The 26,279-nt window shown below is 56.6% G+C and carries 23 protein-coding genes; 19 read left to right on the forward strand and 4 right to left on the reverse strand.

The features are described from left to right. Positions 1-86 precede the first annotated feature (86 nt). Together VM554_03620 and VM554_03625 are read right to left on the reverse strand one after the other, a co-directional pair. Positions 87-1,598 carry a hypothetical protein gene (locus tag VM554_03620; protein ID HVJ07445.1) on the reverse strand — a complete coding sequence of 504 codons (1,512 nt, stop codon included), beginning with the start codon at positions 1,596-1,598 and terminating at the stop codon, positions 87-89. Continuing rightward, positions 1,595-2,848, reverse strand: coding sequence for a sigma-54 dependent transcriptional regulator (locus VM554_03625; GenBank protein ID HVJ07446.1), 1,254 nt, complete (start codon positions 2,846-2,848; stop codon positions 1,595-1,597). Before VM554_03625 ends, VM554_03620 begins: the two co-directional genes overlap by 4 nt. Before the next feature lie 392 nt (positions 2,849-3,240). Here VM554_03625 and VM554_03630 point away from each other — a divergent pair, with 392 nt between their 5' ends. The 10 genes from VM554_03630 (at position 3,241) to VM554_03675 (ending at position 13,651) form a co-directional block, all read left to right on the forward strand. Continuing rightward, a complete protein-coding gene (locus VM554_03630) occupies positions 3,241-4,830 on the forward strand; it encodes a DUF2723 domain-containing protein (protein ID HVJ07447.1) in 1,590 nt (529 codons plus the stop codon). 119 nt (positions 4,831-4,949) lie between these two features. Then, positions 4,950-5,465: an A24 family peptidase gene (locus VM554_03635; protein HVJ07448.1), complete on the forward strand. Its 516-nt coding sequence runs from the start codon at positions 4,950-4,952 to the stop codon at positions 5,463-5,465. Between the two features lie 76 nt (positions 5,466-5,541). Continuing rightward, a complete protein-coding gene (locus tag VM554_03640) occupies positions 5,542-6,735 on the forward strand; it encodes an AAA family ATPase (GenBank protein ID HVJ07449.1) in 1,194 nt (397 codons plus the stop codon). A gap of 25 nt (positions 6,736-6,760) precedes the next feature. Next, a complete protein-coding gene (locus VM554_03645) occupies positions 6,761-8,041 on the forward strand; it encodes a CpaF family protein (GenBank protein HVJ07450.1) in 1,281 nt (426 codons plus the stop codon). 60 nt (positions 8,042-8,101) lie between these two features. Then, positions 8,102-9,034, forward strand: a complete 933-nt coding sequence (locus VM554_03650; GenBank protein ID HVJ07451.1) for a type II secretion system F family protein — start codon at positions 8,102-8,104, stop codon at positions 9,032-9,034. 23 nt (positions 9,035-9,057) lie between these two features. Continuing rightward, entirely contained in the window at positions 9,058-9,969 is a 912-nt protein-coding gene (locus VM554_03655) for a type II secretion system F family protein (protein HVJ07452.1), read from the forward strand. A gap of 405 nt (positions 9,970-10,374) precedes the next feature. After that, entirely contained in the window at positions 10,375-10,797 is a 423-nt protein-coding gene (locus tag VM554_03660) for a DUF192 domain-containing protein (GenBank protein ID HVJ07453.1), read from the forward strand. A 13-nt stretch (positions 10,798-10,810) separates the two neighbouring features. Next, complete coding sequence (locus VM554_03665) at positions 10,811-11,665, forward strand: PilZ domain-containing protein (protein ID HVJ07454.1); 855 nt, start codon at positions 10,811-10,813, stop codon at positions 11,663-11,665. Then, positions 11,662-12,111: a TadE/TadG family type IV pilus assembly protein gene (locus tag VM554_03670; protein ID HVJ07455.1), complete on the forward strand. Its 450-nt coding sequence runs from the start codon at positions 11,662-11,664 to the stop codon at positions 12,109-12,111. The genes VM554_03665 and VM554_03670 overlap by 4 nt, the downstream gene beginning before the upstream one ends. Positions 12,112-12,124: 13 nt before the next feature. After that, a complete protein-coding gene (locus tag VM554_03675; GenBank protein ID HVJ07456.1) occupies positions 12,125-13,651 on the forward strand; it encodes a pilus assembly protein TadG-related protein in 1,527 nt (508 codons plus the stop codon). Positions 13,652-13,711: 60 nt separating this feature from the next. On the opposite strand, the gene VM554_03680 is transcribed toward VM554_03675, so the two are convergent. Beyond that, positions 13,712-15,250, reverse strand: a complete 1,539-nt coding sequence (locus VM554_03680; protein ID HVJ07457.1) for a hypothetical protein — start codon at positions 15,248-15,250, stop codon at positions 13,712-13,714. A 396-nt stretch (positions 15,251-15,646) separates the two neighbouring features. Between VM554_03680 and cpaB the strand changes: the two genes are divergently transcribed. Continuing rightward, the gene (cpaB, locus tag VM554_03685) at positions 15,647-16,498 is read left to right on the forward strand and encodes a Flp pilus assembly protein CpaB (protein HVJ07458.1); all 852 of its coding nucleotides are present in this window, start codon (positions 15,647-15,649) and stop codon (positions 16,496-16,498) included. Beyond that, positions 16,495-18,060 carry a pilus assembly protein N-terminal domain-containing protein gene (locus VM554_03690; GenBank protein HVJ07459.1) on the forward strand — a complete coding sequence of 522 codons (1,566 nt, stop codon included), beginning with the start codon at positions 16,495-16,497 and terminating at the stop codon, positions 18,058-18,060. The genes cpaB and VM554_03690 overlap by 4 nt, the downstream gene beginning before the upstream one ends. Positions 18,061-18,238: 178 nt before the next feature. Here VM554_03690 and VM554_03695 read toward each other — a convergent pair whose 3' ends face one another. Beyond that, positions 18,239-18,550 carry a hypothetical protein gene (locus tag VM554_03695; protein ID HVJ07460.1) on the reverse strand — a complete coding sequence of 104 codons (312 nt, stop codon included), beginning with the start codon at positions 18,548-18,550 and terminating at the stop codon, positions 18,239-18,241. Positions 18,551-18,844: 294 nt separating this feature from the next. On the opposite strand from VM554_03695, the gene VM554_03700 reads away from it, so the two are divergent. From VM554_03700 to VM554_03730, 7 genes are all read left to right on the forward strand, one after another. Next, a complete protein-coding gene (locus VM554_03700) occupies positions 18,845-19,042 on the forward strand; it encodes a hypothetical protein (GenBank protein HVJ07461.1) in 198 nt (65 codons plus the stop codon). Positions 19,043-19,158: 116 nt separating this feature from the next. Beyond that, on the forward strand, positions 19,159-19,356 hold the full coding sequence (locus VM554_03705) for a Flp family type IVb pilin (protein ID HVJ07462.1): 198 nt from the start codon (positions 19,159-19,161) through the stop codon (positions 19,354-19,356). 221 nt (positions 19,357-19,577) lie between these two features. Continuing rightward, the gene (locus tag VM554_03710) at positions 19,578-21,323 is read left to right on the forward strand and encodes a hypothetical protein (protein ID HVJ07463.1); all 1,746 of its coding nucleotides are present in this window, start codon (positions 19,578-19,580) and stop codon (positions 21,321-21,323) included. 45 nt (positions 21,324-21,368) lie between these two features. After that, a complete protein-coding gene (locus VM554_03715; GenBank protein ID HVJ07464.1) occupies positions 21,369-22,157 on the forward strand; it encodes a glycosyltransferase family 2 protein in 789 nt (262 codons plus the stop codon). 203 nt (positions 22,158-22,360) lie between these two features. Continuing rightward, on the forward strand, positions 22,361-24,646 hold the full coding sequence (locus tag VM554_03720) for a cbb3-type cytochrome c oxidase subunit I (protein ID HVJ07465.1): 2,286 nt from the start codon (positions 22,361-22,363) through the stop codon (positions 24,644-24,646). A gap of 2 nt (positions 24,647-24,648) precedes the next feature. Beyond that, a complete protein-coding gene (locus tag VM554_03725) occupies positions 24,649-25,203 on the forward strand; it encodes a hypothetical protein (protein HVJ07466.1) in 555 nt (184 codons plus the stop codon). Between the two features lie 377 nt (positions 25,204-25,580). Further along, complete coding sequence (locus tag VM554_03730; protein ID HVJ07467.1) at positions 25,581-26,168, forward strand: phosphatase PAP2 family protein; 588 nt, start codon at positions 25,581-25,583, stop codon at positions 26,166-26,168. Positions 26,169-26,279 lie beyond the last annotated feature (111 nt).

A 26,279-nucleotide genomic window follows, 5' to 3' on the forward strand; every position in this document is an offset into this window, starting at 1 on the left:
GACACATCACACTCATCGCAGGAGGGGTCGGTCAGAGAGGCCTCTCGGCTCGATGCGCAAGGTCACTCCTGGTGACCGATAGAGACTTAGGAAGCAGGACTTAAGGCTGCGGATCGCAGAAAAATGATCGACTGGTCATCTGAGTAGACGACCCGCCATGGAGGCAGCAGCCGCAGAACTCTTGCCATGGGCGATTGCCTGGTTAACAGGCAGAAATCGATTCTGTACTTATCGAGCAGCACATTCGGATCGCTCTCCAGAGTCGCCCAGTTTCCGTATGCTTCCAGGACGCCCGTCCATTCGAAGACGTCGGCACGCCCATCTATAAATACAGGATGCTCCGGTGCGGCCCAGATCAAGTATCCCCCGTAGACGTACTCATTCAGCATCCTGCCGGAAACGTGATGGCTTTTGATGAATTCCACTGCCTTCGCAGGACTCTGCTGATCCACTTGACGAACCAGATCCTGCCGGCTGGGGAACATCAGGAACGCGATCCCCAGGGATGCCGCGAGAAGAGCCGCGTTGACCAGAGGGCGATCCTGCTCGGGGTTGTATCCCTCCCACGAGGTCGAGAGCGAGCGCGACAGAATAGGCGCAGCCAATATTCCGAACACAAAGAGCATACGTTCATGGCTGACAGCCAACCAGGTCCCCATGGCCAATATCAGAAGTTCATGCCAAAACAATTCCGATCGTCGCACAATCGCGATTAGAAAGATGCACGCCAGCACTGCCATCAAGGCAACGCCGCGTATGCTCGTCAACTGCAGTGGATGCCACTCTTGCACCGCGCTCAGGTTGATCGGCTGATGCAGCATGGTGTCGATGGGATAGAAAATCTGTCGTACCCCAATGGGATTCACGCACAACGCCACAACTGACAGAATCAACGCCAGCATAAGCATCCGTCGCTGCCGCGGATTCCAGGCAGACGCCACAAGGGAGCCCAAGCGGAAATCGAAAAAGGAAGCGAAGAGGATAGTCCCCGCCAGAATCAGGCCGAGGAAAAAGGAGCCGTGACAGTTCACCCATACGGCAAACAGCACCGGCAGTCCAAAGAACCAGCGCGCGCTGCGCGTTCGCCCCAGGTGTAGCAGCAGCAATTCGACGATCAACAAGAAATAGCCGATCATCTGCGGCCTTATGGAGAACCCTACCGTGGCAAAGAGCCAAAGGGCCACAGCCCCAACAAAGCTCACCTTTGTGTTCCCTCCATAGAGAGAACACAGCACATATCCGGCGACGAGCACCGAGGAAGTGAAAAAACAAAGCCAAAGCATCAGGCCACGGTATCCACCCGCACGGTAGGCGCCATAGATAAGCACCTGCGAGAGCCATTCATGGGGAATATACGCATGATGGTTCGTCGTGTAGGAGAAAGAATCCGTGGTTGGGATCGTATGGGTCGCCCAGATGATCTCGCCGGTCTTTAGATGCCACCATAGATCCGGGTCATCAAAACGCGATCGCACCGTCAGCACAGCAAGAACGACCAGAAGCGCGGCCAGCAGGACCGGAAAAGAGAATACTCGCCGCATCATGCGAACGTGCACTGGAATCGCCGCGCGCTCGTCAACCAGGGATGCCGTGCTCATGCTGACTCGACTTGACGGCCCTCATCCAAATCCAATATTGAACGAGGTTCAGCGAACCGGATCAGCCGATATAAATAAGCCCTGGAAATGCACAGGCTGCGAGCTGCCAGCGTCTTGTTCCCGTTATTCTCCCGCACGGCGGTCATCGCCAGTTGCACCTTGTAGTCTCTCAGCTGCCGCTCGAAGGAACCAGCAGGTTGATAGTCGCCGATGCTGACGACACTCTCCTCTTGCAGGTGTGGGGGAAGATCCTCCGCCCGCAGGCTCTCTCCATCCGCGAGGATGATGGACTGTTGAATTACATTTTCCAACTCACGGACATTCCCAGGCCATGGATAGGATTGCAGCAACGCCATCGCATCCGGCTCGATGTTCGTCATTGGCTTTTGATATAGCTCGGAGTACTTCAACAGAAAATGCGTGGCAAGTTCCTCAATGTCTTCCACATGCTCCTGGAGAGACGGCGCCTGAATCCGCATTACATTAATTCGATAATAGAGATCCTGGCGGAACTTACCTTGAGCCACCATCTCGCACAGATCCTGGTGGGTGGCGAAAACCAGCCGTGCCCGCAATGGGATAAGCCGGTTGCTGCCCAGGCGGCTGAATTCGCGCTGCTGTAGCAGACGCAGAAACTTCACTTGCGTCGATAAGCTGAGTTCCCCGATTTCGTCGAGGAAAAGCGTACCGTCGCCGACCTGCTCCAGGTAGCCCTCTCGTGCGCCAACTGTACCGGTGAATGCGCCTTTCTCATGGCCGAATAACTCAGCCTCGATTAGCGTTTCAGGGATGGCACCGCAGGATACCGCCACAAACGGCCGCTCCGAACGAGAGCCCATATTGTGGATGGCGCGCGCGATCAACTCTTTGCCGGTCCCGCTTTCCCCGGTTACAAGCACCGAGGCATTCAGGTTCGCCACACGCCGAACGAGATCATAGACCTGCCGCATCTGCGGGCTCGATCCCAATAATCCGTCGCAGCGGCTGGCTACCTTCAGGCGCTCCTGCACTGTCTCCAACTCTCGCTTGAGCGAGGAGTTCTCGTACGCACGACGCAATTGTGTCTTCAAATCCCGAATGGATGGCGGCTTGCGGCAATAGCTGAAAGCCCCTTGCCGAACCAGTTCGACAGCTGTCGAACGAACGCCATCGTCGGCCATGATGACCGAGGAAATTTGAGACGCGATCCTCCGGGAGCATGCTATCCGCTCCACCAACGAGGGCTGACTCGAATCAAGATCCAGAATCATCGCATCGCAGCTCCTTGTAGAGAGCAGGCGATGGACTCCTTCCTCACTCGATTCGAGAAGTATTTGGAACTCCTTCCCCAAGGCAGAGGACAGAAGTGGCTGCAAAGTACGGTCTTCAGAATATAGTCCAATGCGAATCATTCGGACTCTCCATTCGTCGTGGCTCGCATTCCATATCCGTGAGTCAAGCCTACGTAACGAAATGAGAATTGATATTGTTCCTTCCAAATGAAAATGTCGATGTATTTTTCGTAACTTATAGTGCATTTTCAGTAACTTGCCTTGAGACAAACTTCCTAGTTACTTATCATATATATCAACGATAGTTACACTTTAGTTATCGCAATCCCTGACTTCCATAGCAATGGCCACTCGCTTGCAATCATTCCAGCATGATCTCCAGAAGTCACCCGGAGCCGTTGCTTCTGGCAAGCGCGGTTGTCGTTTCTCGCTACCTCTTTCGCAGCCACGATCTCTATGACATTGACTCCGTAAATTTTGCGCTGGCGATCCAACGCTTCGATCCTCGCGTCCACCAGCCCCATCCTCCCGGATATCCGCTCTATATCTATCTGGGGCGCTTGTTGAATACCGTGGTCCATAATGCCAATCTCGCGCTCGTTCTGCTCAGCATCGCTGCGAGTTGCGGGGTGGCCCTTCTCGTCTACCGAATGACTTTGGACTGGTTTGGACTTAGCGCAGCGCGCTTTGCCGGAGTCCTGTTCCTGCTGTCTCCCCTCGCCTGGTTTCATGGGACGGTGGCACTGACCTACAGTGTCGAAGCCTTCTTTTCCGCACTATTGGGCTATCTATGCTGGCGCGTGATCTGCGGGAACCTGGCCCTGATCGCACCGGCCGGATTTATTTTGGGAATCTCTGCCGGAGTGCGTCCGTCTTCCCTTCTCTTTCTGGGTCCGCTCTTTCTCTTCTCGCTCCGAGAGGCTCCACTACAGAGGAAGCTTGTTGGGTTAACAGCGTGCGTTGTGACTCTCGCCGCATGGTTCTTCCCCATGATCCGCGCCAGCCATGGATTCGCGACCTACTTCGGAGCACTGCTATCTCTGTGGCAATTGGTGCCTTCGAAGGACACGGTTTTCAATTCTTCTCCTGCTACCTCTGTGGCGCGGGCCTGCACCATAGTCTTTATCTACTTCCTATACTTCGGAGCCGCGGCCTTGGCCCCTCTGGGGCGCACACATCGCCCCCTCCCCGATGCCCGCCGCAAAAAGGTCTTCACCGCGGTGTGGGTAACTCCAGCACTCTGCTTCTTCACTTTGATCTTCCTCAAATTCGTCAACAGCGGTTATCTCCTGTTGCTCGTGCCTCCAGCCTGCATCTGGCTGGGATTGTGGTCTTCGGAGTGGTATGACAGGGCTACTCTTCGCAAGCCGTTCAAACTGGCAACAGTTGCTCTATGTGCTTCGATCAATGTCCTCATCTTTCTTCTGTCCCCGCTCTATTGCTCCTATAGCTCGGTGCGCCGCTTTGAGGCCGAGTTAGAGAGAATTCAGGCGGCGGTTCCTCAGCTTGGATCGCCCAAAGACACTGTGCTCCTCGGCTTCGATTCGCATTTCCTCGGCTACCGCCACGCAGGCTACTATCTTCCCGGCTATCTCACCGTTGAGTATCCCGAAGTTAAATTGCGAGAAGGAACCCGCATCTTCTCCATGCACGAACGCGACACATCTCTCCTTACTGGATTGCCTGGTGCGCCATATTCCCGCTTCATCCTCTTCCCGCTTCCCGGCGGAGATGTTGCCTACCAGGAGTACCTGCAACAGGTGAAGCAGAAACTGCCGGCAGAGAGTCTGCGCACCGTCCGCTTACAAGGACAGGACTTCCTCATCGGCTCCCTCTCGTATATGCCGCCACTGTTCCCTGTGCTGGCATCGCAATCCCGCCAGGTTGTGTATGCGCCGCTTCACTCCGCAATGCCCCGTGTAAACAGCCGTACACACCTCCCCGAGGCTGAAGCTCCTTAACGTCCTGAATTCAGGCTTTCCCTGCTTCCGTTGGATTTGGATGGAGAATTGCATTCCCTCCAAACATTCCCTGAAAGGGGAAAGAGTTATTCCCTGATTGGGGGAGAAAGGGACTGCCGATGCACTCCATTGCCTGGTGGCCAACGTTGCTCGTTCTCGCAGTGGCTACCTTCACGGATCTGCGGAGCCGCCGCATCCCCAATTGGCTGGTATTCCCCTTCCTGATCGCGGGAGTCATTGTCTCCGGCACGCTCCACGGATGGCCGGGGGTTGTGCAGAGTTTCTTCGGGCTGGCATTAGGCGCACTGCTCCTCGGCGTTCTTGCCTGGATGGGTGGCATGGGAATGGGCGACGTGAAGCTATGCGCGGCGATCGGCGCCTGGATTGGGCCTGCTCAATTGACGACTGCGCTGGTCGTCACCGGCATTACTGGAGGCATCATGGCGCTATGCTGGGCCGCCGCTGGAGGATTTCTCGGCGACCTGTTCAGTGGCACCGGCGATCTCATCTTTGGTCTGAAGCAACGCGGTATGCGTCCCCATCCGGAGTTAGTGCTCGATAACCCCGTGGCGCGCAAAATGCCGTACGCTCCTGCAATCGCAATCGGCACACTCGTTTCCTTTTTCTCGCGTTGAGGACCTATAGATGCAGCATGGCGACTACAACGGCAATAAGTCTAACCATCTTCAACCCGGCGGAGTGAATTTCGTGATGTCAACCCCTACACAAGATCCCGACGCCTTAGGTACCAACGTATTATCTGTTGCGTTGATTGGTCCAGAAGAACACCGCCGCAAGGCGGTGGCCCGAGCTTTGGCAGGACCACAGGCCAGCGTGACGCGAGAGTTTTCTTCCTACCCTGGCCTGGACGATGTGCCCCGGTTGCTGGAGAACGATTACGACGTCATTATCGTCGACCTGGATAGTAATCCAGAGCACGCCCTCGACCTCGTCGAATCTATCTGCGGCAATGGCTCCGCGACGGTCATGGTCTATTCAGCGCAGTCCGATTCGGAGATGCTGGTGCGCTGCATGCGTGCCGGTGCGCGTGAGTATCTCACCCAGCCCATCGCTCCGAGCACAATCGCAGAGGCCCTGGTTCGCGCCTCGGTTCGCCGTCCGGCCGCCCGGCCGCCAAAGAAGGCACCAGGCAAGCTGCTGGTATTTGTCGGCGCTAAAGGAGGCTCTGGAGTTACCACCATCGCCAGCAACTTTGCCGTTGCTCTTGCTCAGGAGTGCAACCGCAACAGCTTGCTGGTTGACCTCCACCTTCCGCTGGGGGACGCCGCCCTGGATCTCGGGCTGACTCCGAAGTACTCCACCGTAAATGCCCTGCAGAATTTCAATCGTCTGGACTCCAACTTTCTCTCGACATTGTTAACCAAGCATGGCTCGGGGCTGTCTGTGCTCGCGGCTCCGGATAGATACACCGAGATCCACGCGCCGGAGGAGGCTGTCGAGAAACTGCTGGCCGTAACCCGGCAGGACTTTGACTACGTGGTTGTCGATGCCGGATCGAGGTTGGGCATGATCAGCAAAGCCATCTTCAACGAAGCCGCCGCCATCTACCTCGTGACGCAGATCAGTATCCCTGAACTGCGCAACTCCAATCGCCTGATTTCGGAATTCTTCAACACCGGCGAAAACAAACTCCAGATCGTGCTCAACCGCTATTCACCGCGCACACTGGGCATCGATGAAGAACATATTACGAAGGCGCTTACACGTCCGGCCGAATGGAAGATTCCGGGAGATTTCCCTGCAGCTCGACGGGCGCAGAACACTGCCACCCCTCTGGCACTTGGGGATTCGCCAATATCACGAATCATCCGGCAGATGGCAAGAACCGCCTGTGGCATGCCTGCGCATGGGGAAAAGAAGAACCGGTTCACCTTATTCGGATGAAGTCCAACTATACGGATGGGATCGCGTGGAACAACTGAATTTTGATAAGTTCAAAGCCGACATACACAAAGCCCTGATCTCGAAGCTGGATCTGGAGAAGCTCTCCCTTGTCAATTCCAGCCAGGCGCGGCAGGCCGTCGCCTCCATGGTTCACGAGATCATCAACGGCCAGCGGGTGCCGCTCAGCTTTGGCGAACAAGAAAAAATCCAGACGCAATTGCTCGATGAAGTCTTCGGCCTTGGCCCATTGGAGCCGCTGCTTAGCGATCCAAAGATCTCCGACATCCTCGTGAACGACAAGAACCACGTCTTCATTGAGCGTGGCGGTATCCTGCAGCAAGTTGACACCGCATTTCGCGACGACCGCCATCTACTACAGATCATCGATCGCATCGTGTCGCGTGTGGGCCGCAGAGTGGACGAGTCCTCTCCGATGGTCGATGCCCGGCTGCCGGATGGCTCTCGTGTCAACGCCATCATTCCACCGCTTGCCCTCGACGGCCCAGCGTTGTCCATTCGCCGCTTCGGCACCGGCCCCGTCGGCGCGGATCAACTCGTGGCCCTGAAGAGTGTCTCGCCGGAGATGCTGGAGATGCTGGCTGCTGCGGTACGCGCACGCATCAGCATCCTGATCTCCGGTGGCACTGGCGCCGGAAAGACCACATTGCTCAACATTCTGTCGCAGTACATCCCGCCGAACGAACGTCTGGTGACGATTGAAGATGCTGCCGAACTGCAGCTCGCACAGAAAAATATCGTGCGCCTGGAGACTCGGCCTCCGAATGTAGAAGGACAGGGAGCGATCCGCCAGCGTCAACTGCTCATCAACAGCCTCCGCATGCGGCCTGACCGCATCATCATCGGCGAGGTCCGCGGAGAAGAAGCCTTCGATATGCTGCAGGCAATGAACACCGGTCACGAAGGCTCCATGACCACGATTCACGCCAACACGCCGCGCGATGCCCTGAGCAGACTTGAGTCGATGGTGGCGATGACCAACTTTAATCTTCCTGAGCGAACGATCCGCCAGCAGATGACCTCGGCGATCGCCATCGTGGTTCAGGCTTCCCGCATGAGCGATGGCACGCGCAAAGTAGTCAGCATCTCCGAGATCACTGGCATGGAAGAAAACATCATTAGCATGCAGGAAATCTTCAGCTTCAAGAAGAAAGGGATCGGGCCGGATGGCAAGGTCATCGGCGCATTTGAGCCGAGCCGTATTCGCCCGAAGTTCCTCGAACAACTTCGTATATCGGGAATCTTTCTGTCACCGAATCTCTTCGAGCAAACGCTCGAGGTGAACTGAGAAAGTCGAGGGCTAAGAAAGATGCTATTGGTTCTGGTGCTTGTATTCTCAGGTAGTTTCGTGGTTCTCTCGCTGCTTCTGCTGGCAGGCGGAACGAGCACCACGCAACAAGCCAAGCAAACGCTAGCGGCGCTCGAGTCGGCGCTAGCTACCGACACGTTAAATTCGCGCGATCAGATCGTGAATGTTCGGAAAGATGAACTATTCAGCGCCGTGCCGTGGATTCATCGCTGGCTACTGAAGATGAAGATCGCATCGCGCATGCGACAGCTGCTCTATCAAGCCAACCTCAAGTGGTCCGTTGGAGGCATGCTGCTCGGTTCTGCCGTCTGCTTTGTTGTCCCTGCCTATCTGATAAACCTGCGTACGCAAAGCGTCCTCTTTGGACTGCTCGTTGGCTTCTTCTTGAGCTTCGCGCCCTTTGCGTTCCTGCTCTACAAGCGCAACCAGCGCTTCCACAAATTTGAACAGGGCCTGCCAGAGGCGCTGGATATGATGGTGACCGCACTCCGTGCCGGTCATAGCCTTGTATCTTCCCTGGGTTTGGTTTCGCGTGAGTGTCCCGACCCGGTCGGCACCGAATTCCGCATTTGTTTCGACGAGCAAAACTATGGCCTGGAACTGAGAACGGCCATGGCGAACCTGGTCACACGTGTTCCTCTACAGGATCTGAAAATCGTCACTACCGGCATCCTGATTCAGAAGGAGAGCGGAGGAAATCTTGCCGAAGTGCTGGATAAGGCTGCCCAGCTGATTCGCGAGCGATTCCGTCTGAAACAACAGGTTCGCGTGTATACCGCACAGGGTCGCTTAACCGGATGGATTCTCTCTTTTCTGCCGCTCGTGCTCGGAGTAGCCCTGTATCTCGTGAACCCGGACACCATGAGCCTTTTGTGGAAGCGTCCGATTGGCATCAAGCTTCTCTATACCGCGACGGGCATGACGATCACCGGCGCTCTCATCATTCGCAAGATCGTCAACATGGAAGTTTGATCCCAGGTTTTTCAAGGTGAGTTATGGCATTGGCGTTCTTCGCATTCTTAGTGGTCTTCCTGCTGATTGGGAGCGGTGGTCTGCTCCTTTTCTACCGGGAGGCAATGCTTCAGCGCATCGCCTTGGTGATCACACCGCGCGAGAAGCGAGGCCTGCTGCAGAACACCATTGAGCACACAAGTTCCTCGCTACGGGGCGTCGTCGAACAGGCCGAGCGCATTCTGCCGAAGAGCCAGGCAGAAGTCTCCATCATGCGACAACGTTTGATCCGTGCCGGCTTCCGCAGCGACGCGGCAATGAGATATTTCTATGGCGTCAAGGTATTGCTTCCTCTGGCTCTCTGCCTTTTGGTTCTCATCACTGGGATTGGGCACCAGAGCCCTCTGTTCGCCTATGCCGCAGCTCTCGGGTTCGGCTTTCTGGCACCGGATTTCTGGCTGGGCCGGCAGATTTCTAGCCGGCAATCGCGAATTCGAACCGGCCTGGCGGATGTCCTGGATCTGCTGGTGATCTGTATTGAGGCCGGGCTTGGTCTGGACCAGGCAACCGCGCGCACAACCGAAGAATTGGAGCAGGCTCACCCGGATATTTGCGATGAGCTAACCGTCGTTGTATTGGAGCAGCGCGCGGGACGCCCGCGTTCCGATGCCTGGAAAAACTTTGCGGACCGAACCGGCGTAGAAAGCGTACGCAATCTCGTGTCCGTCCTGGCTCAATCCGAGCAGTTCGGAACGAGCATCGCCAAAACGCTACGCATACATTCTGAGACCCTCAGAACCCAGCGCCGCCAGAGAGTGGAGGAGCAAGCCGCAAAGACCACGGTCAAGCTGATCTTTCCGTTGGTCTTTTTCATCTTCCCCTCGCTGTTTCTGGTCACCCTGGGTCCTGCGCTCATTATTATGTCCGAGTCGTTTCAGAAATATCTCAACCACTGAAAGAAGGGAGAATTGACGTGGATAATGTCACGATCATCAGAGTTGTTGCTGGCGTGCTCTTCGTCGTCGTGCTGGTCATTCTGATCCAGCGCCGTCGCACACGGGTTCGCTAACCGGACCGTTGGCTGGTGGGTCCTGGACGCTAAACGAAATCCGACTTCTACCCCAGCAGGCTTGCTTGCTGGGGAGCTCCGGTGCTTGCGCTGTCGGTTTCACCTGACACGTGTCTTGCCCAAGTCGAATTTCGGCCGGTGTAGGGCCCCCTCCGTTCCTGACCAACGTAAGGCGTACTGGCCGCCCGACGATGTCCGAGAAAGGAATGCATGACGACTTGAATTCAGCAATGAAGAGGTATCTAAAAACTCCGCCCGATTACAGGGCACTCGCCGAGCGCGGGAGACCAAGATGGATAGACCGACGTACTGCGTATATAACCAGACCCGCGAGTGTTTCCTCGGCCTGAAGGTTGCTGCTGCCGATACCATCTTCGCACGCCTTAGAGGGTTGATTGGACGGCTACGGCTCAAGTTCGATGAGGGCATCTGGGTGGTGCCGTCGCGTGGCGTCCACACCCTGGGAGTGTTATTCCCTCTGGATCTGATCTATCTGGACAAAGATCATCGAGTCATCCACATCATCGAGTACTTCCCTACATTTCGCATCGCTCCCTTGCGCACGCAGGCCGCCAGTGTATTGGAACTGCCGACGCACACAATCTATTCCTCACAGACTCAGGCCGGCGATCAGTTGGTGATCTGCAGAGCGGAGGAAATAGAGAATCGGTTAAAAAAAAGTACTGTGGCGAATCTTAGCGGCGTGACCGAGTGAACGCAGGTAAACAATGGTGTCATTCAAGAATTGGTTTCAAAAACTTCTGACTCCAGACCGGCGCCGTGCCGAGCGACACCAGTCGCCACAGCTGGTTGCGTTCTATTGGAATGGCACACCCCCGTTGGGGCACGACGTTCGGGATATCAGTTCGACAGGACTCTATCTGAAGACGGAAGATCGCTGGTACCCAGGCACGCTGGTCACCATGACTCTGCAGCAAACCGGCACCCCCGTCGTCGGATCAGAACAAGCCATCGCCGTGGACGCGAAGGTTGTCCGATTTGGCGAGGATGGCGTAGGCCTCGCATTTGTCGTAGCGGAAAAACCAACGATGCCCAACAAAACGGATAAGAAAACTCTCGGCAAATTCCTTCAACATCTTCAGGAGTGCAAAGGCCAGGCCCTGATTGAATACATCCTCCTTCTGCCCTTGTTATTCCTGCTGGTCGTCAACGTGGTCAACTTTGGGGGATTCTTCTTCGCCTGGATTACCGTCGCAAACGCCGCGCGCGCGGGGGTGAATTACGGAATCCTCGGTGGCGCCTCGGTCGGCCCCGTGTCGACGCCAAGTGCAAGCATGATCAACAGCCTGATCACCCAGGACATCTCCTCTCTGCTGAATCGCTCCAGCCTTGTGGTGAGCATCTGCCAGCAGAACAATGGGTTGATCACCACGCTTCAGGGAACTTGCGCTTCGGTTCCTGCCGATCCAGAGCCCGGAGCCTATGTGCTGACTACCGTCGACGTGACCTATACCTATCGGCCCTTTATCCCGGCAGGATTTCAATTCCCCAACCTCAACATCTACGCGACCATACCGCCGACTACGGTTCACCGGCGGGCTGTGATGAGGTCGATCCAATGAGAACACGCGCCGGGCGATTGAAAATGGACCAGGGCAGCAGTCTGATCGAATTCAGCCTGGTCGCTCTCATGTTCGTTGTAGTGCTCCTCAGCATCGTGGAGATGGGCCGCATGGTCCTTGTATATACCACTGTGGCCAACGCGGCGCGCGCCGGAGCCAGGTACGCGATCGTCCACGGCGGAGAGCGAACCGGCAGCGGAGTGAACGGACCAAGCGGACCGGGCAGCACCACGCAGGTGGAAACCGTAGTCAAAAACTTCGCCAGCGCCGGCCTGCTCGATACCAGCAGGCTCACGATCACCGTTTCCTATCCAGACAGCACCAACACCGCGGGATCCTCTGTCACTGTCAAGGTTACATATCCGTACGATCCCCTCGTCTCGTTCTTCAATACGATGTTGAGCACAACAATGGGGAGCATCAGCAAAGGAATTATCACGTTTTGAGGAGCTTCATCCTATGCGCAACCAGGCAGTAGGTCATGGAGAAGAAGGTCAGGCCGTCATTCTTGTCGTCCTTGCGATGAGCATCTTTCTGCTTGCCGCCGTAGGACTCGGAGTCGATGGCGCTCACATCTACGCGCAGCGCCAGATGGCGCAGACTGCCGCAGACGCTGCTGCACAAGCCGGGATTATGAGTATCTTCGATTCCACCAACAACAGCGGAGCCGCCGCCTTCCCCACATCGACCTTCACCTGCGGAACGACGGATGCAAAGACTCCGTGCGCCTATGCGAACTTGAACGGATTTGGCAGCTCGACCAGCGACACCGTGACCATCGACTTCCCTCCTGACACCGCCGCGCCGGGCGTGGCATTCTCGGCCGGCTATCCAGTCAACCTTATTCGTGCTACGGTGCAGCGAAATGTGGATACAACACTTATGCGCCTGCTCGGTGCAACCGCAACCACGGTGAAAGCCACAGCCATGGCGGGAATCGTCGATGTCTATTCCCCGGTCCCGATCATCATCAATCACCCCTCGCTGCCAAGCGCTCTTTCGTTGCAGGGCAATCCTACGGTCCAGATTTGCGGTGGTCCGCCCAAGAGCATTCAGGTAAACTCCTGCTCCGGTGGTGCTTGCGGCGGCGGCGGGGCAGCCCACTTCGGGGGCAGCGCGAAGGTAGATCTCTCCAAGGCTGGCCCAAAGGATGATGGGAAATGTAGTTCCGGGACTGGTGCGGATTTCGGAGTTTATGGATACCCTGCTCCACCGGCGCCAAGTGCCATAAGCCTGGGCACGACAGGACATTATGTGCAGCCATCCTCGCCAATGAAGGATCCGCTGGCCAAAGTTGATGCGCCGCCGATCCCCGGCGTAACAGGCACGCAGAACCAGACGCTTAACGCTGGCCAAGGAATTTGCCCGGCAACGGCTGGCCCGCATGGCTGCACGGTTCTAACTCCGGGAAAGTTTCCAACCGGGATCTCACTTAAAGATACGACGGCCCTGATGAAACCGGGAATCTACTACATCCAGAATGGTGGTTTCACCTGCACAGCCAACTGCAACCTGACCACGGTTACGGGATTCGTTGACGGCCCAACCGGCACCAACACTGGATGGGATGGGACGGCCTTGAACGGAGGAGTCTTGATTTACAACACGGGGGTTGGCCAGATCAACATCGGGGCCAATGGCTCAACCTACCTGATAGGTTCGCCAGACTCCTCTATTTATAAGGGCATCTTGTTTTTTCAGGATCATACTTCCGGTGCAAACACCGGTTCGAAAGCGCACTCTCTTGGGGGAGGCGGCGCAATGACTCTGATCGGCACCCTCTACCTGACGAACACAAGAGATACTATGCTCACCGCCCCGACCCACTACCAGGAGGTTGATGTCTGGGGTAACTCGGGAAGCGGAACGCTCATCCAGGGCGAGATCATTGTGGATGTCCTTCAACTAGGTGGCGGTGGCACCATTCAGATGAATCTGGATCCGTTCCCCAGTGCGATCGTCAGCGAGGTCGCGTTGGTCAACTGATCGGAAATGTCACGAACCGGGCTTCGGGCCCCGAGCAAAGCGATTCTTCCGGAGCAGACTCTATTCCGTTTGCTCCGGGATAATCAACAGCACCTCGACCGCGGCAGCTTGACCATTCTGCATGGCGGGCTTGAATTGCCACTGCCGCAGCGAGTCAATTACGAACTTTGCCTGCGCAAACTCTGCCGGAAATAGAACCGACAATTGCTCGAAGCGCCCTGCCAGACTCACAATGCCGTGAACCATGATGGCCTCCGCATTGAAGTCATTCTCTGTGAGATTGGGTCGCACGATGTCATATGGCCACGGCGCATCCGGGCGCACGACGTTGCCTGCGGCGGCTGCTTCCGCTGCGCGCGGCACTGCATACTGCAGAATCCAACTCTTGTTCAGACCTACGTGGAGATATACGGTGTACGCAAGTCTGCCGCCCCACAACCCGACGGTCTCCGGATACCTCTCCGCCAGTGAAGAACCCACCACAACAACTCCAAATTTGCCGTCTTTCGATACAGTGATGCGGGAGACCGAGGGCCCGCTTCCCAAACCTCCGCCTGCGCTCGATCCTGCATTCCCACCAGCGTTAGATCCCGTGCCCGATCCAGCATCGGATCCCAGCCCCTGATTCCGTCCCTGACCTGATCCCTGACCCTTACCAGAATTCGCGCCTGTGTTCCCGCCAGATCCTCCGTCAGCGGCCAGGCTTTCTCCTTTATCGCCGGAGCCCTGCCCTGCACCAGTTCCATTTTGTTTGCTCGCCTGATTGCCATTGCCGCTTTGCGAGTCTCCGCTGCCCGCCTGCGCCGAACCATGCAACCGTCCCGGTCCCAGCACTCCCAACGAAGTCGCAGGCGTAACCTGATTCGCGAGCGGCAATGCGATCATTCCCTCGCGCACCTGGAGATCGGAGAGAGACATTACCCGCGCAGGCGTCGGCGGCTCCGCGGGCTTCGATGCAGTTTGCGGAACCTGCCTGGGCAACTCCGGACCGCGAATAACAATGGGAGAAGTCGTGCTCGGCGGGAGCGTCAGCCTCTCCGTGACAAAGGCGGTCGGCGAAATCTTCACATCCGCCAGGTTCACTTCATGATTAGGTCGGATAAAGGCGGGCCGAACATTTGTCACCATTGCCTCCTGCGGCGGGGGCGGAATAATTCTCTTGACCGGCGAGTTCTCCGGAGACCACACCAAAACAGAGGGCAGCGGATTTTCCTTCGGCAACAGAAGATTGGGAGGAACATCCGGCTGCACCAGCGTCTGTGGCGCAGCAATCAGGGGTGCGAGTTCTTGCGAGGCGGAGGCAGGCGACATGCCGCCGCTGGATGCAATCGCATGCGCCAGCGCTCTCCGGCCAGGATAGGCCACACCTCCTCCTGCAGCAGCACGTCGTATCTGCGGCTCTTCCCAACGCAGATTCATCAGCCGCATCGAATAGCGCTCGGCGATCGGTCGATCGTCGACTCGCGGCATATGCCTTAGTCCGAGAGCCACCAGACCAACAACTACGCCATGCAGCAGCATGGAGATCACAAAGGAAGACGGGCCCCTGCGCGCGACAGGCAACTCGGCAAAGAGCGTGATCATTCGGGAAGAATTCATAATTCGTGTCCACTCCCACGGCCCGGAACCGTTGGCCCGCGTCTTTTACACCCGCATCTTGCATTTGCTGCGAATCTAGTTACAAAACCAGACCTTGCCTTGCTCTGCATTGCAGACAGCGAACTACTAAGGTGATCGAAAATCCACCCGATAGACTGCAATTTCCCGGCCAACCAGTTCATCGATAAGTCCCCGCAAAAAGGAACCCGGCAGTCATCGCAGTGTCTACGCAGCGACACAGAGCAGCGTGTTGGTATACACACGTTCACACTTGGCCTTGGCTTCCTTCTTTAAAGTCGTGATTTGGCGGAAAAACTGGTCGCCGGTTCTTTGGCACAACAATTGCCATACAACAAGGCATGACCGGCTGCATTGCCAGGTCCAACAGGTCCCTCAATGAATCGAAGACTGCTAAGTATTCTCCTGACCGCTTTCGTTGTTGCCGCTGGCTGCAGCTATCTGGTGTACCGCGTCATTGGCACCCGTCTTCTAGCTGCGCAATCAAGGACCACGCGCGTGATCGTCGCAGCTTCCGACATCAAACTCGGAAGCGTCCTTCGCGATGGCGACCTGACGACCACGGAAATTGCTGGCTCTGCGCCCAAAGGCGCCATCCTCAAAAAGGAAAACGCAGTGGGCCGCGGTGTTGTCTCCGACCTCTATGAGGGCGAGCCGATCATGGAGAACCGCCTGGCGGCCGTCGGCTCCGGCGGTGGACTCGCAGCGACCATTCGCCAGGGCATGCGAGCCTGCGCCGTCAAAGTAGACGATGTCGTGGGAGTCGCGGGATTTGCAACTCCCGGTATGCGTGTGGATGTGCTGATTGCGGGCACTCCTCCGGGAGCAAACAGCGCTACAGAAGGAACGCAGGTCAAGACTCTGCTGCAGAACATCGAAGTCTTATCGGCGGGCACAGATATTCAGAAGGACGCGGAAGGCAAGCCCAAGCAGGTGCAGGTAGTCAACCTGCTCGTGACGCCAGAACAGGCCGAGTCACTAAGCCTCGCCAGCAATCAGACGAAGATCCAGCTCGTCTTACGCAATCCGCTCGATACGCAGGTGGCTCAGACAACTGGAACCGCTATGTCCAGCCTTTTCGCGGGCAAGCATGACGCACCTGCAAAGCCCCAATCCATGGAGCCGCGTCATCGTGCTTCAAAACCTGCTTCTCAGGTTTATCTGATCCAGGTCTTCAACGGATCGAAGCGGACTGAAGAAAAATTCGTCTCTGGTGAGGAAAAACATTGAGCGCGCAGACTGGCCTTATCATCGCTTGTTTCGGAGCATTGTTCTTTGGAGCATCCGCAGAGTCAGCCCTTTCGGCTCAAGCTGCCAACCCTCCTCAACCTGCCGCGGCCACGACTCAAGATTCCTCGAACGACCTCTTCGTTGCGGTTGGCAAATCCGTGCTGGTCGACAGTGTCGGGAAGATCGTGCGGGTCTCCGTCGGCTCCAGCGACATCGCCGAAGCCAGTGCTGTCAGCCCAACGGAGATCCTGCTGAACGGCAAGGTTCCCGGAGAAACAAGCCTGATCATTTGGGAAGCAGGCGGCAGCCGCCAGTTCTTCAATGTGAAGGTTAGCGCCAGCACCTATGTGGCAAATGACCGCATGGATGCTCTCCGTCGCCAGCTTCGGACGGAGCTTCCAGGACAAACCCTCAAGCTCAGTTCGGAAAACGGCCTCATCTTTCTTCGTGGCACCGTCAAGGATCTCAACAGCTCCGATCGCGCCGTGCAGATCGCATCTACCGCTGGCAAGGTGGTGAACCTGCTCTACGTCGATGTTCCCCCTGCGGCGCCCCAGATTCTCCTGAAGGTGCGCTTTGCCAGTGTGGACCGCTCGCAGACCAAAGAGCTTGGCCTTAACGTCTTCAGCCTGGGAGCAACAAACACGATAGGTTCCGTCACGACGCAGCAGTTTTCTCCGCCAGGGATTACTGGCGGCTCGAGCACGTCGACAACAACCGCGACAACAGCCAACCTGTCGAACTTGCTCAACATATTTGTCTTCCGCCCCGACCTGAACCTTGGCGCCACACTCAAGGCCCTCGAAGCAAAGGGCCTCGTGGAAATGCTGGCTGAGCCCAACCTGCTGACGGCGAATGGCAAAGAGGCAAGCTTCCTCGCCGGCGGTCAGTATCCGTATCCCGTCGTTCAAGGGGTCACTGGCGGAAGCACCGCAGCCGTCACCATTCAGTTCCAGGAGTTCGGCGTTCGCTTGCGCTTCATTCCCACCATCACTCCACGCGGCACGATCCATCTCCAGGTCGCACCTGAAGTCAGTTCTCTGGACTATGCCAACGGTGTATCGATCTCGGGATTTCAGGTTCCGGCGCTGGAGGTCCGCAAGGTCAAAACGGATGTGGAGTTGAGTGAAGGCCAGAGCTTTGCGATCGGCGGATTGCTCGACAACCGTGTGACCAAAAACCTCGACAAGATTCCCTTCCTGGGAGACATTCCGGTGCTGGGCAAGCTCTTCCAGTCGATGACCAAGACCCGCTCCAATACCGAGCTGATTGTCCTCGTCACACCAGAGATCGTGGCTCCCATACCCGCTGGCGCGTCGCTGCCTCAGTTGAAGTATCCCGATGCGTTCCTGCAATCGAACTCCGGTATCCCCATGACGAATCCCGGTGCAAATATAACCGGTGCGAAGCCAATTCCCACACCACCGCCCACAATACCCGTCGAACAGTTGATCCAGAGCATACAGTCCGAGAAGCCCTTGTCAGAAGATAGCGCCGGAATGGGATCTGGATCCTACGGAGCAGGAGCAGCCCGATCCTCCCCGACCACAGCCACCCCATGATGCACTCCAAACGGGATCAGGAACTTCCTGATCCCGTTTCGCAATGCTGTATTTCTTGAGAGCACCTTTGGAATTTGCTGTGAAATTCTTCTCTGCCTTCTGCCATTGCATAGATAGCTTCCATTGCCCCGATGAAGGAATGCTCGCAATGAATGTGACTCGCCAAATCTCTCGATGGCTACCGGAACATCTGACACAGCCGCGCAAAGCGAAGCCCGATCTCCGTCTGAGGATCTGCAATATCACCCGTCACACCGAACTTGCCTGCTGTGTAGTCGTAGCCGATCGCGGCGCAAAGCGTAGAAAGGGCCTGCTGGGGCGCGAGAGTCTCTTCCCTGGTGAGGGTTTGTGGATCGTCCCCTGCGAAGCCGTACATACCTTCGCAATGCGCTTCCCTATCGACCTCGTCTATCTCGATCGCCACAAGCGGGTAAAAAAAGTCAGAAGCAATGTGACTCCGTGGCGGCTTTCTGCGTGCCTTTCCGCGCATTCCATCCTCGAGCTCGCCTCAGGCGAAGTTCTCAGAACGCAGACAAAGCCCGGAGACATTCTCGAATTCTCTCCTGCCTCCATGGAGAATCCGAATTGAGGATCGCATGTCTACGCGACGCATCTGTGGAGTGCGCCCTGTATACGGATGTTCACACATTCCGTGCAGAGATAGCTTGTAAGTCATTGATTTCTATAGTTAGCGCCATAACACAAAAGTGGTGCTTCACATGCCATATAGATAGCACGCCCAGTTATCAGCTGGGATCACAATCCACCACAGGAGAGTACCTCAATGAACGATAAGTTGATCAAACTGTCTGCCAGGATGCAGAGCCTGATGCTGAGCGAAGAAGGTCAGGACCTGATCGAGTATGCGCTGGTAGTTGCTCTGATTGCATTTGCCGCAACCGCCGGTATGGGCACTGTGGCCAATGATATCAACGCAGCCTTTACCCATATCGGCACCAAGCTGAATACCTATACCAGCTAATCGCTGCCGATCGGCGGGTCCACAACCAACGCGTTACTTTTCTGCTGGGGGACGCAGAGAGACAAGCCCCCGGCATGTTGCTCGCCATGAGCACCAACTCACCAGGAGGGACTAAGTTGCAATTCAAACTGTGGAAACTCTATAGCGAACTACAGAACCTGCTGAAGCGCGAAGAAGGTCAGGACCTGATCGAGTATGCGCTGGTAGTTGCTCTGATTGCATTTGCCGCAACTGCGGGCATGGGCACAATAGCCAATGACATCAATGCGGCCTTCACGAATATCGGCACCAAGCTGAATACCTATACCAGCTAATCATCACGACAGCACCACACGAATCAACTTGTTTCTTCTTCTTTGGGGGAGAGGCACATGGAGCAAGTCGAAGCCCTCGCGTACTCTCCCTTCGCTCTTTCACAAAGCCTTGATGGAAATGGATCCGTGGTTCTCTTGTGCTCTCCTGCCGCAGCGGAGAAGCAACCAAATCTATCACCGGCAGTCGGCATGAGGGAGACCTCCATGCAAATCGTTCCGTTATGATCCTGTCTCCTGCTCCAGAACGCGGCGCTTCACTGATACTGATTGAAGGAGGCCTTACTGCGATTGCGATCGCTGTAGCGTTCTGCTGCCCCAGGCTTGGCTCCGGGTTCTTTTCGCGCATCGAGCGCGCCTTCACGCGATTGGCGCGCAAACAGGGTCTGGCCGTCGCAACTACCGGCATCACAGCGCTCCTTCTGCGTCTGGCGCTGCTTCCGCTGAATCCAATTCCCCACCCATTCATCCACGATGACTTCAGCTTTCTGCTTGCAGCGGATACCTTCGCATCCGGAAGGCTGACCAATCCCACTCCCGCGATGTGGATGCATTTTGAAAGCTTCCATATCACGATGACACCAACCTACATGTCGATGTACTTTCCCGCGCAGGGTCTCGTGATGGCCGCGGGCAAATTGCTGCTGGGACATCCCTGGTTTGGCATCTTAGGCGTAACTTCCCTGATGTGCGCTGCCATCTGCTGGATGCTGCAGGCATGGTTGCCGCCAACCTGGGCGCTTCTCGGAGGCATGCTCGCAATTCTGCGCCTGGGCCTCTTCAGCTACTGGATCAACAGCTATACCGGTGGTGGCTCTGTCGCAGCGCTTGGTGGAGCGCTCGTGTTGGGATCATTTCCGCGACTCATGCGAACTCCACGACTGCGTCTCAGTCTCTTGATGACCGTCGGCATAATCATGCTCGCCATGAGCCGCCCTTATGAGGGCATGCTGCTTTGTCTTCCCGTAGCGTTTGTTTTAGGACGCTGGCTGCTCTTCGGAGAGAACAGGCCGACTGCTGCTGTATTTCGTCGCTGCACCGCGGCGCCGCTGGCGCTCATCCTCGCCGCCGGCGCGTGGATGGCCTACTACGACTATCGTGCCTTCGGAGACCCGCTCATCCAGCCCTATAAAATAAACCGGGCTACGTACGCTGTGGCTCCTCACTTTGTCTGGCAAGCTCCACATCCGGAACCAGTCTATAGACATCCGGTCATGCGCAAATTCTATGCAGGGTGGGAACTCGACGGTTACCTGAGAATTCACACTCTCTCTGGCTTTCTCACGGAGACCCTCTACAAACTCATGAGGGCGACTTTTTTCTTCGCCGGCATTGTCCTGCTCCCACCTTTACTTATGCTCAAGCGAGTTCTTGCGGATCGCCGGACGCGTTTTCTGGTTCTGTGCGTATTCATATTGGCTGCGGGAATGCTGATAGAAACATGGCTCATTCCCCATTACCTCTCACCCTTCACAGCAGCCTTCTATGCGCTTGGTCTGCAGGCGATGCGCCACTTGCGCCTTTGGAGCCCCGCCGGGCAGCCAGTTGGACTTGAGATCGTGCGGCTCATCGTAATGACATGTATTGTGTTGACCGGACTTCGTGCCTTCGCACAGCCACTTCACCTCACACTTGCCCAAGCCAGTAACCCCAGTTCCTACTGGTATGGATCGAGAGATTTCGGCGAGCGCCGAGCGCAGATTGAAGCCAGATTGGAGCAACTACCCGGACGCCAGCTCGTCATCGTCCGCTATCCCCCAAGCCACCTCCCATTCGATGAGTGGGTCTACAACGCTGCGGACATCGATAACTCCAAGGTCGTCTGGTCGCGGGAGATGGACCCCGCGAACAATCTCGCACTCATGCACTACTACAAGGATCGCAAGGTATGGCTCGTGCAGCCTGATAAAGAGCCAGTGGAAGTAACTCCCTATGCCGTATCAGAACAGGAGACTGCTTCCCTGCGCTGAACGCGTAAGAGTTCCTCGGAAGCAGGCAACAGTTAAGAGGAGACCATGATCAACGGAAAACGCATAGCCGTCGTGATGCCGGCTTACAACGCCGAGAGAACCCTCGAAAGAACTGTAGGAGAGCTGCCTGACATCGTCGACATCAAGATACTGGTGGACGACTCCAGCGAAGACAAGACCGCGCTTCTTGCCGAGCGCCTTGGCGTACAGACATTTGTCCATGACGCGAACTACGGCTATGGTCGCAATCAGCAGACCTGTTACCGCGAAGCTCTTGCGGCAGGTGCGGATATAGTCGTGATGGTTCATCCGGATTATCAGTACACTCCATCCCTGGTTGGGCCGATGGCAGGCATGGTGGCCAGTGGAGTCTATGACATGGTCCTTGCTTCACGAATCCTTGGCAGAGGCGCGCTCACAGGCGGAATGCCGCTGTACAAGTACATCTCCAATCGCTTGCTGACGGCCTTTCAAAATCTGTTTCTAGGGGCAAAGCTCTCCGAATACCACACCGGATTTCGCGCTTTCTCACGCGAGCTGCTGCAAACCCTTCCCCTGCTCGAAAATTCGGATGACTTTGTATTCGACAATCAAATGATCGCTCAGTCCCTGATGTTCGGCTTCAGGATCGGCGAAATATCCTGTCCAACCAAGTACTTTGAGGAAGCCTCCTCGATCAACTTCCAACGCAGCATGAAATACGGACTGGGCGTCGTGACCACCACGGCAGCCTTTGTCGCCCATAAAGTCGGGATCATTCGCGATCCGAAGTTCGACGCAACCGGGAGAAAAGTCACCCTCAAGTACTATTCGGAAGTTACCCAGGGATCGTAAGCATCCCCGGCCGAACGGTGCCCCCGAAGTTCGATCGAGAAGTTCGATCTATATGCGCGTTGCTCGCGCTCCCAACCGCCGCACCCACCCCTGACACCCGGCCTCCGAAGTCTCTCTTGCGCAAACGTCTCCGATCTTTGTATGATCGACGCCCCGGATGACCTTGATCCGTGTTCCACCACCACGCCTCCGAGGAGCGACACATGCCTGCTCGCAGCAAGCGGGACCTCATGATCTCCAGCGGCTGGATCCAAGCGGCCGTCATCGTTCTCATCATCGGCTTCTTCATCATGGGAGTGCTTACCTATTACACCTATAGCGATGAACCCCCCATTCCTGAAGTCGTAAAAGCGCCAGACGGCAGTGTCCTCTTTACACGTGCGGATGTCATGGCGGGCCAGAGCATCTTTCTGCGCAACGGCCTTATGGAATACGGTTCGATCTTTGGCCATGGCGCGTACCTCGGTCCCGACTTCACCGCTGAGTATCTCCATCGCGCCGCTATCGCCAGCATCGCCTTCTATGGCGGAACGAACTCCGACACCGCGAAGACCCGCACCATCCAGGACTTCAAGGCAAACCGCTATGACCCGGGCACCGGCGTACTTACCTATACCGAAGCTCAGGTATACGCATTTGAGCAATGCCGCGCCTACTACTCCACTTTCTTTGGAGAACCAACTACCCGCTTCGGGCTCAGGCCCGGGGCTATTCGCAATCAGGAAGAGATTCGCCAACTCGTGGCCTTCTTCAGTTGGACAGCCTGGTCTGGTTCTACAGCTCGTCCCGGCCATTCTTACTCCTACACCAACAACTGGCCGCCGGAGCCGCTCGTCGATAATCACGCCACCGCGGACTCTATCGTCTGGAGCGTGCTCTCACTCGCCGCGCTGCTTGGTGGCACCGGCCTGCTCCTCGCTGCATTTGGCCGCTGGAACTTTCTCGGATGGCACGGGCGCGAGATGCAAAGTATGAACTTCCGCGCACCAGATGATGTCCTCCTCACTCCTGCGCAAAAAGTATGCGTCTGGTTCTTTTTCGTCATGGCCGCCTTGTTCGTTGTGCAGACGCTTCTCGGCGGCGCAACCGAGCACTATCGTGCCGACCTGCAGACCTTCTTCGGCTTTGATCTTGGCCGCCTGCTGCCATTCAACGTAGTTCGAACCTGGCATCTGCAACTCTCTGTCTTCTGGGTCGCCACCTCCTATCTGGCCGCGGGAATTTTTCTCGCACCAATGATCGTCGGACGCGAACCTAACGGACAAAACTTTCTAGCCTATGGATTGCTCGGTGCTCTGGTCATCGTTGTCGTGGGAAGCCTTGTCGGCGAGTTCGGTGGCATCCAGGGGTTCATCCGCAATGCCTGGATTGGAAACCAGGGATTTGAGTGGCTCGACCTTGGACGCCTCTGGCAGATCCTGCTGGTCATTGGCCTTTTCTTCTGGGCTGTCATTCTTTATCGCGGACTGCGAGGACGCCTCGCCTCAGAGCATCTGGGGAACATGCCCTGGCTCTTCTTTTTCTCGGCGCTCTCCATCCCTGCGTTCTATAGTGTCGGCCTCCTCGCCCATCCCGCGGAGCACTTCACAACGACCGACTTCTGGCGCTTCTGGGTAGTTCACCTCTGGGTCGAAGATTTTCTCGAGTTGTTCACCACAATCCTCGTCGCCTACATCTTCGTGCTTCTGGGAGTCGTGCACGAGCGCATGGCGCTGCGGTTGATCTATCTCGACATCATTCTCTATTCAGCGGGCGGCATCGTCGGCACAATGCACCATGTCTACTTCTCCGGCGAACCCGCTCTCCACATGGCCCTCGGCGCCTTCTTCTCCGCTGCGGAGGTCATACCTCTCACCTTCCTCACACTGGAATCCTGGAGCTTCCTCCAACTCGGCGTCGTTCAGGAGTCCAACTCAGCGACTCCCTTCCCCCACTACTGGGCCGTCATGTTCCTCGCTGCCGTCGGCTTCTGGAACTTCCTCGGCGCCGGAATCTTCGGCTTCCTTATCAACCTGCCCGTAGTCTCCTACTACGAAATCGGCACCGCACTCACAGCGAATCACGCGCACGCATCCATGATGGGCGTCTATGGAATGCTCTCCGTAGGTCTCGCGCTCTTCTGCCTGCGTTACATCATCCCGCAGAAACATTGGTCCGATAACGCCGCGAAGATCAGCTTCTGGTCGCTGAATCTCGGGCTCGCGTGGATGGTCTTCGCCACCCTCTTCCCTCTTGGTGTGCTCCAGCTCTATCACTCCATCAACGTCAGCTATTATGATGCCCGCACCCTGTCCTACATCGGCAGCCACGCCAACTCTGTATTGGAGTGGATGCGTATGCCCGGAGACGTTGTCTTCATCGTCGGCGGCACTTTGCCAATTCTCTACCTTACTTTTCTGGGAATTCGCTACATGAACAAGCCAACAGCCTTGAAGGAACCGGAAGGCGTACTCTTTACCGAAGTAGTCACTCCAAGTCAACGGAACTGAAGATGAGCAACATACCCATCGAATACGTTCTGGCCCTCGGGTATGCGATCTTTCTGCTGGCGGCCGCCTTGTTGCTTGAGGCGGCCTCCCGCTATGCCTATCGCCGATCACTCCAGACCAGCACGATGGGCTTCACCTACCATCCCGAACGCAACATCTGGAAGTGCCCCGAGAACCAGCACCTCTTCCCCGTCTTTACAGATCCGTTCAAGGGGTCTGTAACCTACCGTGCACACGCCGCCACCTGCAACGCATGCCACTGCAAGCCCTCCTGCACCGACTCTTCCTCCGGCCGGGAAATCGTACACAAGAGCACTCCCAGCCTGAAATATGGCATGCAACACTTTCATCGGGGCCTTTCGCTCATGCTGCTCACCCTGGCCAATCTCATCCTCATCGTCGAGATGCTGCGCACGCCCGGCTTCTACCCACGCGCCCTCCTACTCGCCGTGCTGGTTCTCTTCTGCGCTATTGGGATGCGCCTCTTCTCCGGGCTTCCTCCTGGTACGCCACAACCTGGTATGCCACAGCAGCATCCAAACCATGCTCGTTTCTAAAAATTCGTCGCTGTCGCTGGCGCCCATATGCTTCACCGCTTGCATCCCCAACACGGGTCAAATAGTCTTCCCTAATGTTTCCTCTGTCTCCCATAGCATCGCGGCTCCATAAAACACAGCCTCGGCGCGGGCTTCTAGCTTGCGCACTGATCTTGTTCTTCCTGCCTTCCTCCAGCGCGCATGCAAACTCAGATTCAGCCCCGCAGGAAGGCTCTTCCGTCAGTTCTTCCTCACTGCCGGAGGCGCCTCAGCCCCAGGCCACTCGGCCTCAGAGCACGTCCGCCAGTCCAACAGAGGATCGCGACGCAGTCACCCTTCGCAACACGCCCGTCCACATTCTCAAGGATCAGGCAGCTATCTGGACCAGTCCTCTCCGCATGCGTCCTCATGACCTCATATGGCTTCTGCCTTTTGCCGGTGCAACCGGCGCGGGCATCGCCACGGATCATCACGTCATGTCTTCAGTAGTCAGCCACGATGCCGGCTTCAACCAGCACAACATCGATGCATCCAACGCGCTCATTGGAAGCCTTATCGCACTACCGGCAGCCACCTATGGATTCGGCTATTTCAAGGACAATCCGCACGCTCGCGAGACAGGCATCCTGGGCGCCGAAGCGCTGGTCGATGGAGTCGTTGTCGAGCAGGGACTCAAGTTCATCTTCTGGCGCGAAAGACCATCCGACGACCACGCGCGTGGTCTGTTCTTTCAATCAAGTTCCGGAGCAGATTCTTCCATGCCGTCATCGCATAGCCTCTTGGCGTGGTCTTCCGCTGCCGTCATCGCGTCCGAGTATCCCTCTATCTGGAGCCAGGTCGGCGTATATTCCCTGGCTACCGGAGTCAGCGTGACCCGCGTGCTCGGCCAGCAGCACTTCCCCACAGATGTATTGCTGGGCAGCGCGGCAGGATGGCTGATTGGCCATTACGTCTATCGCGCCCACCACAAACACACCGCTCACTAGAGCGCCCTCGCCGATCTGGACCGAAACCCGGTTCGTTCCCGTTACTGCCACTCTGAAGAGCTGGCATCCGCCGATGTTGCGTCCTTCCGCCAGGAAGAGCCTGCCTTGCCT

This window comes from Acidisarcina sp., from assembly GCA_035539175.1.
Taxonomy (GTDB): Bacteria; Acidobacteriota; Terriglobia; order Terriglobales; family Acidobacteriaceae; genus JANXZS01.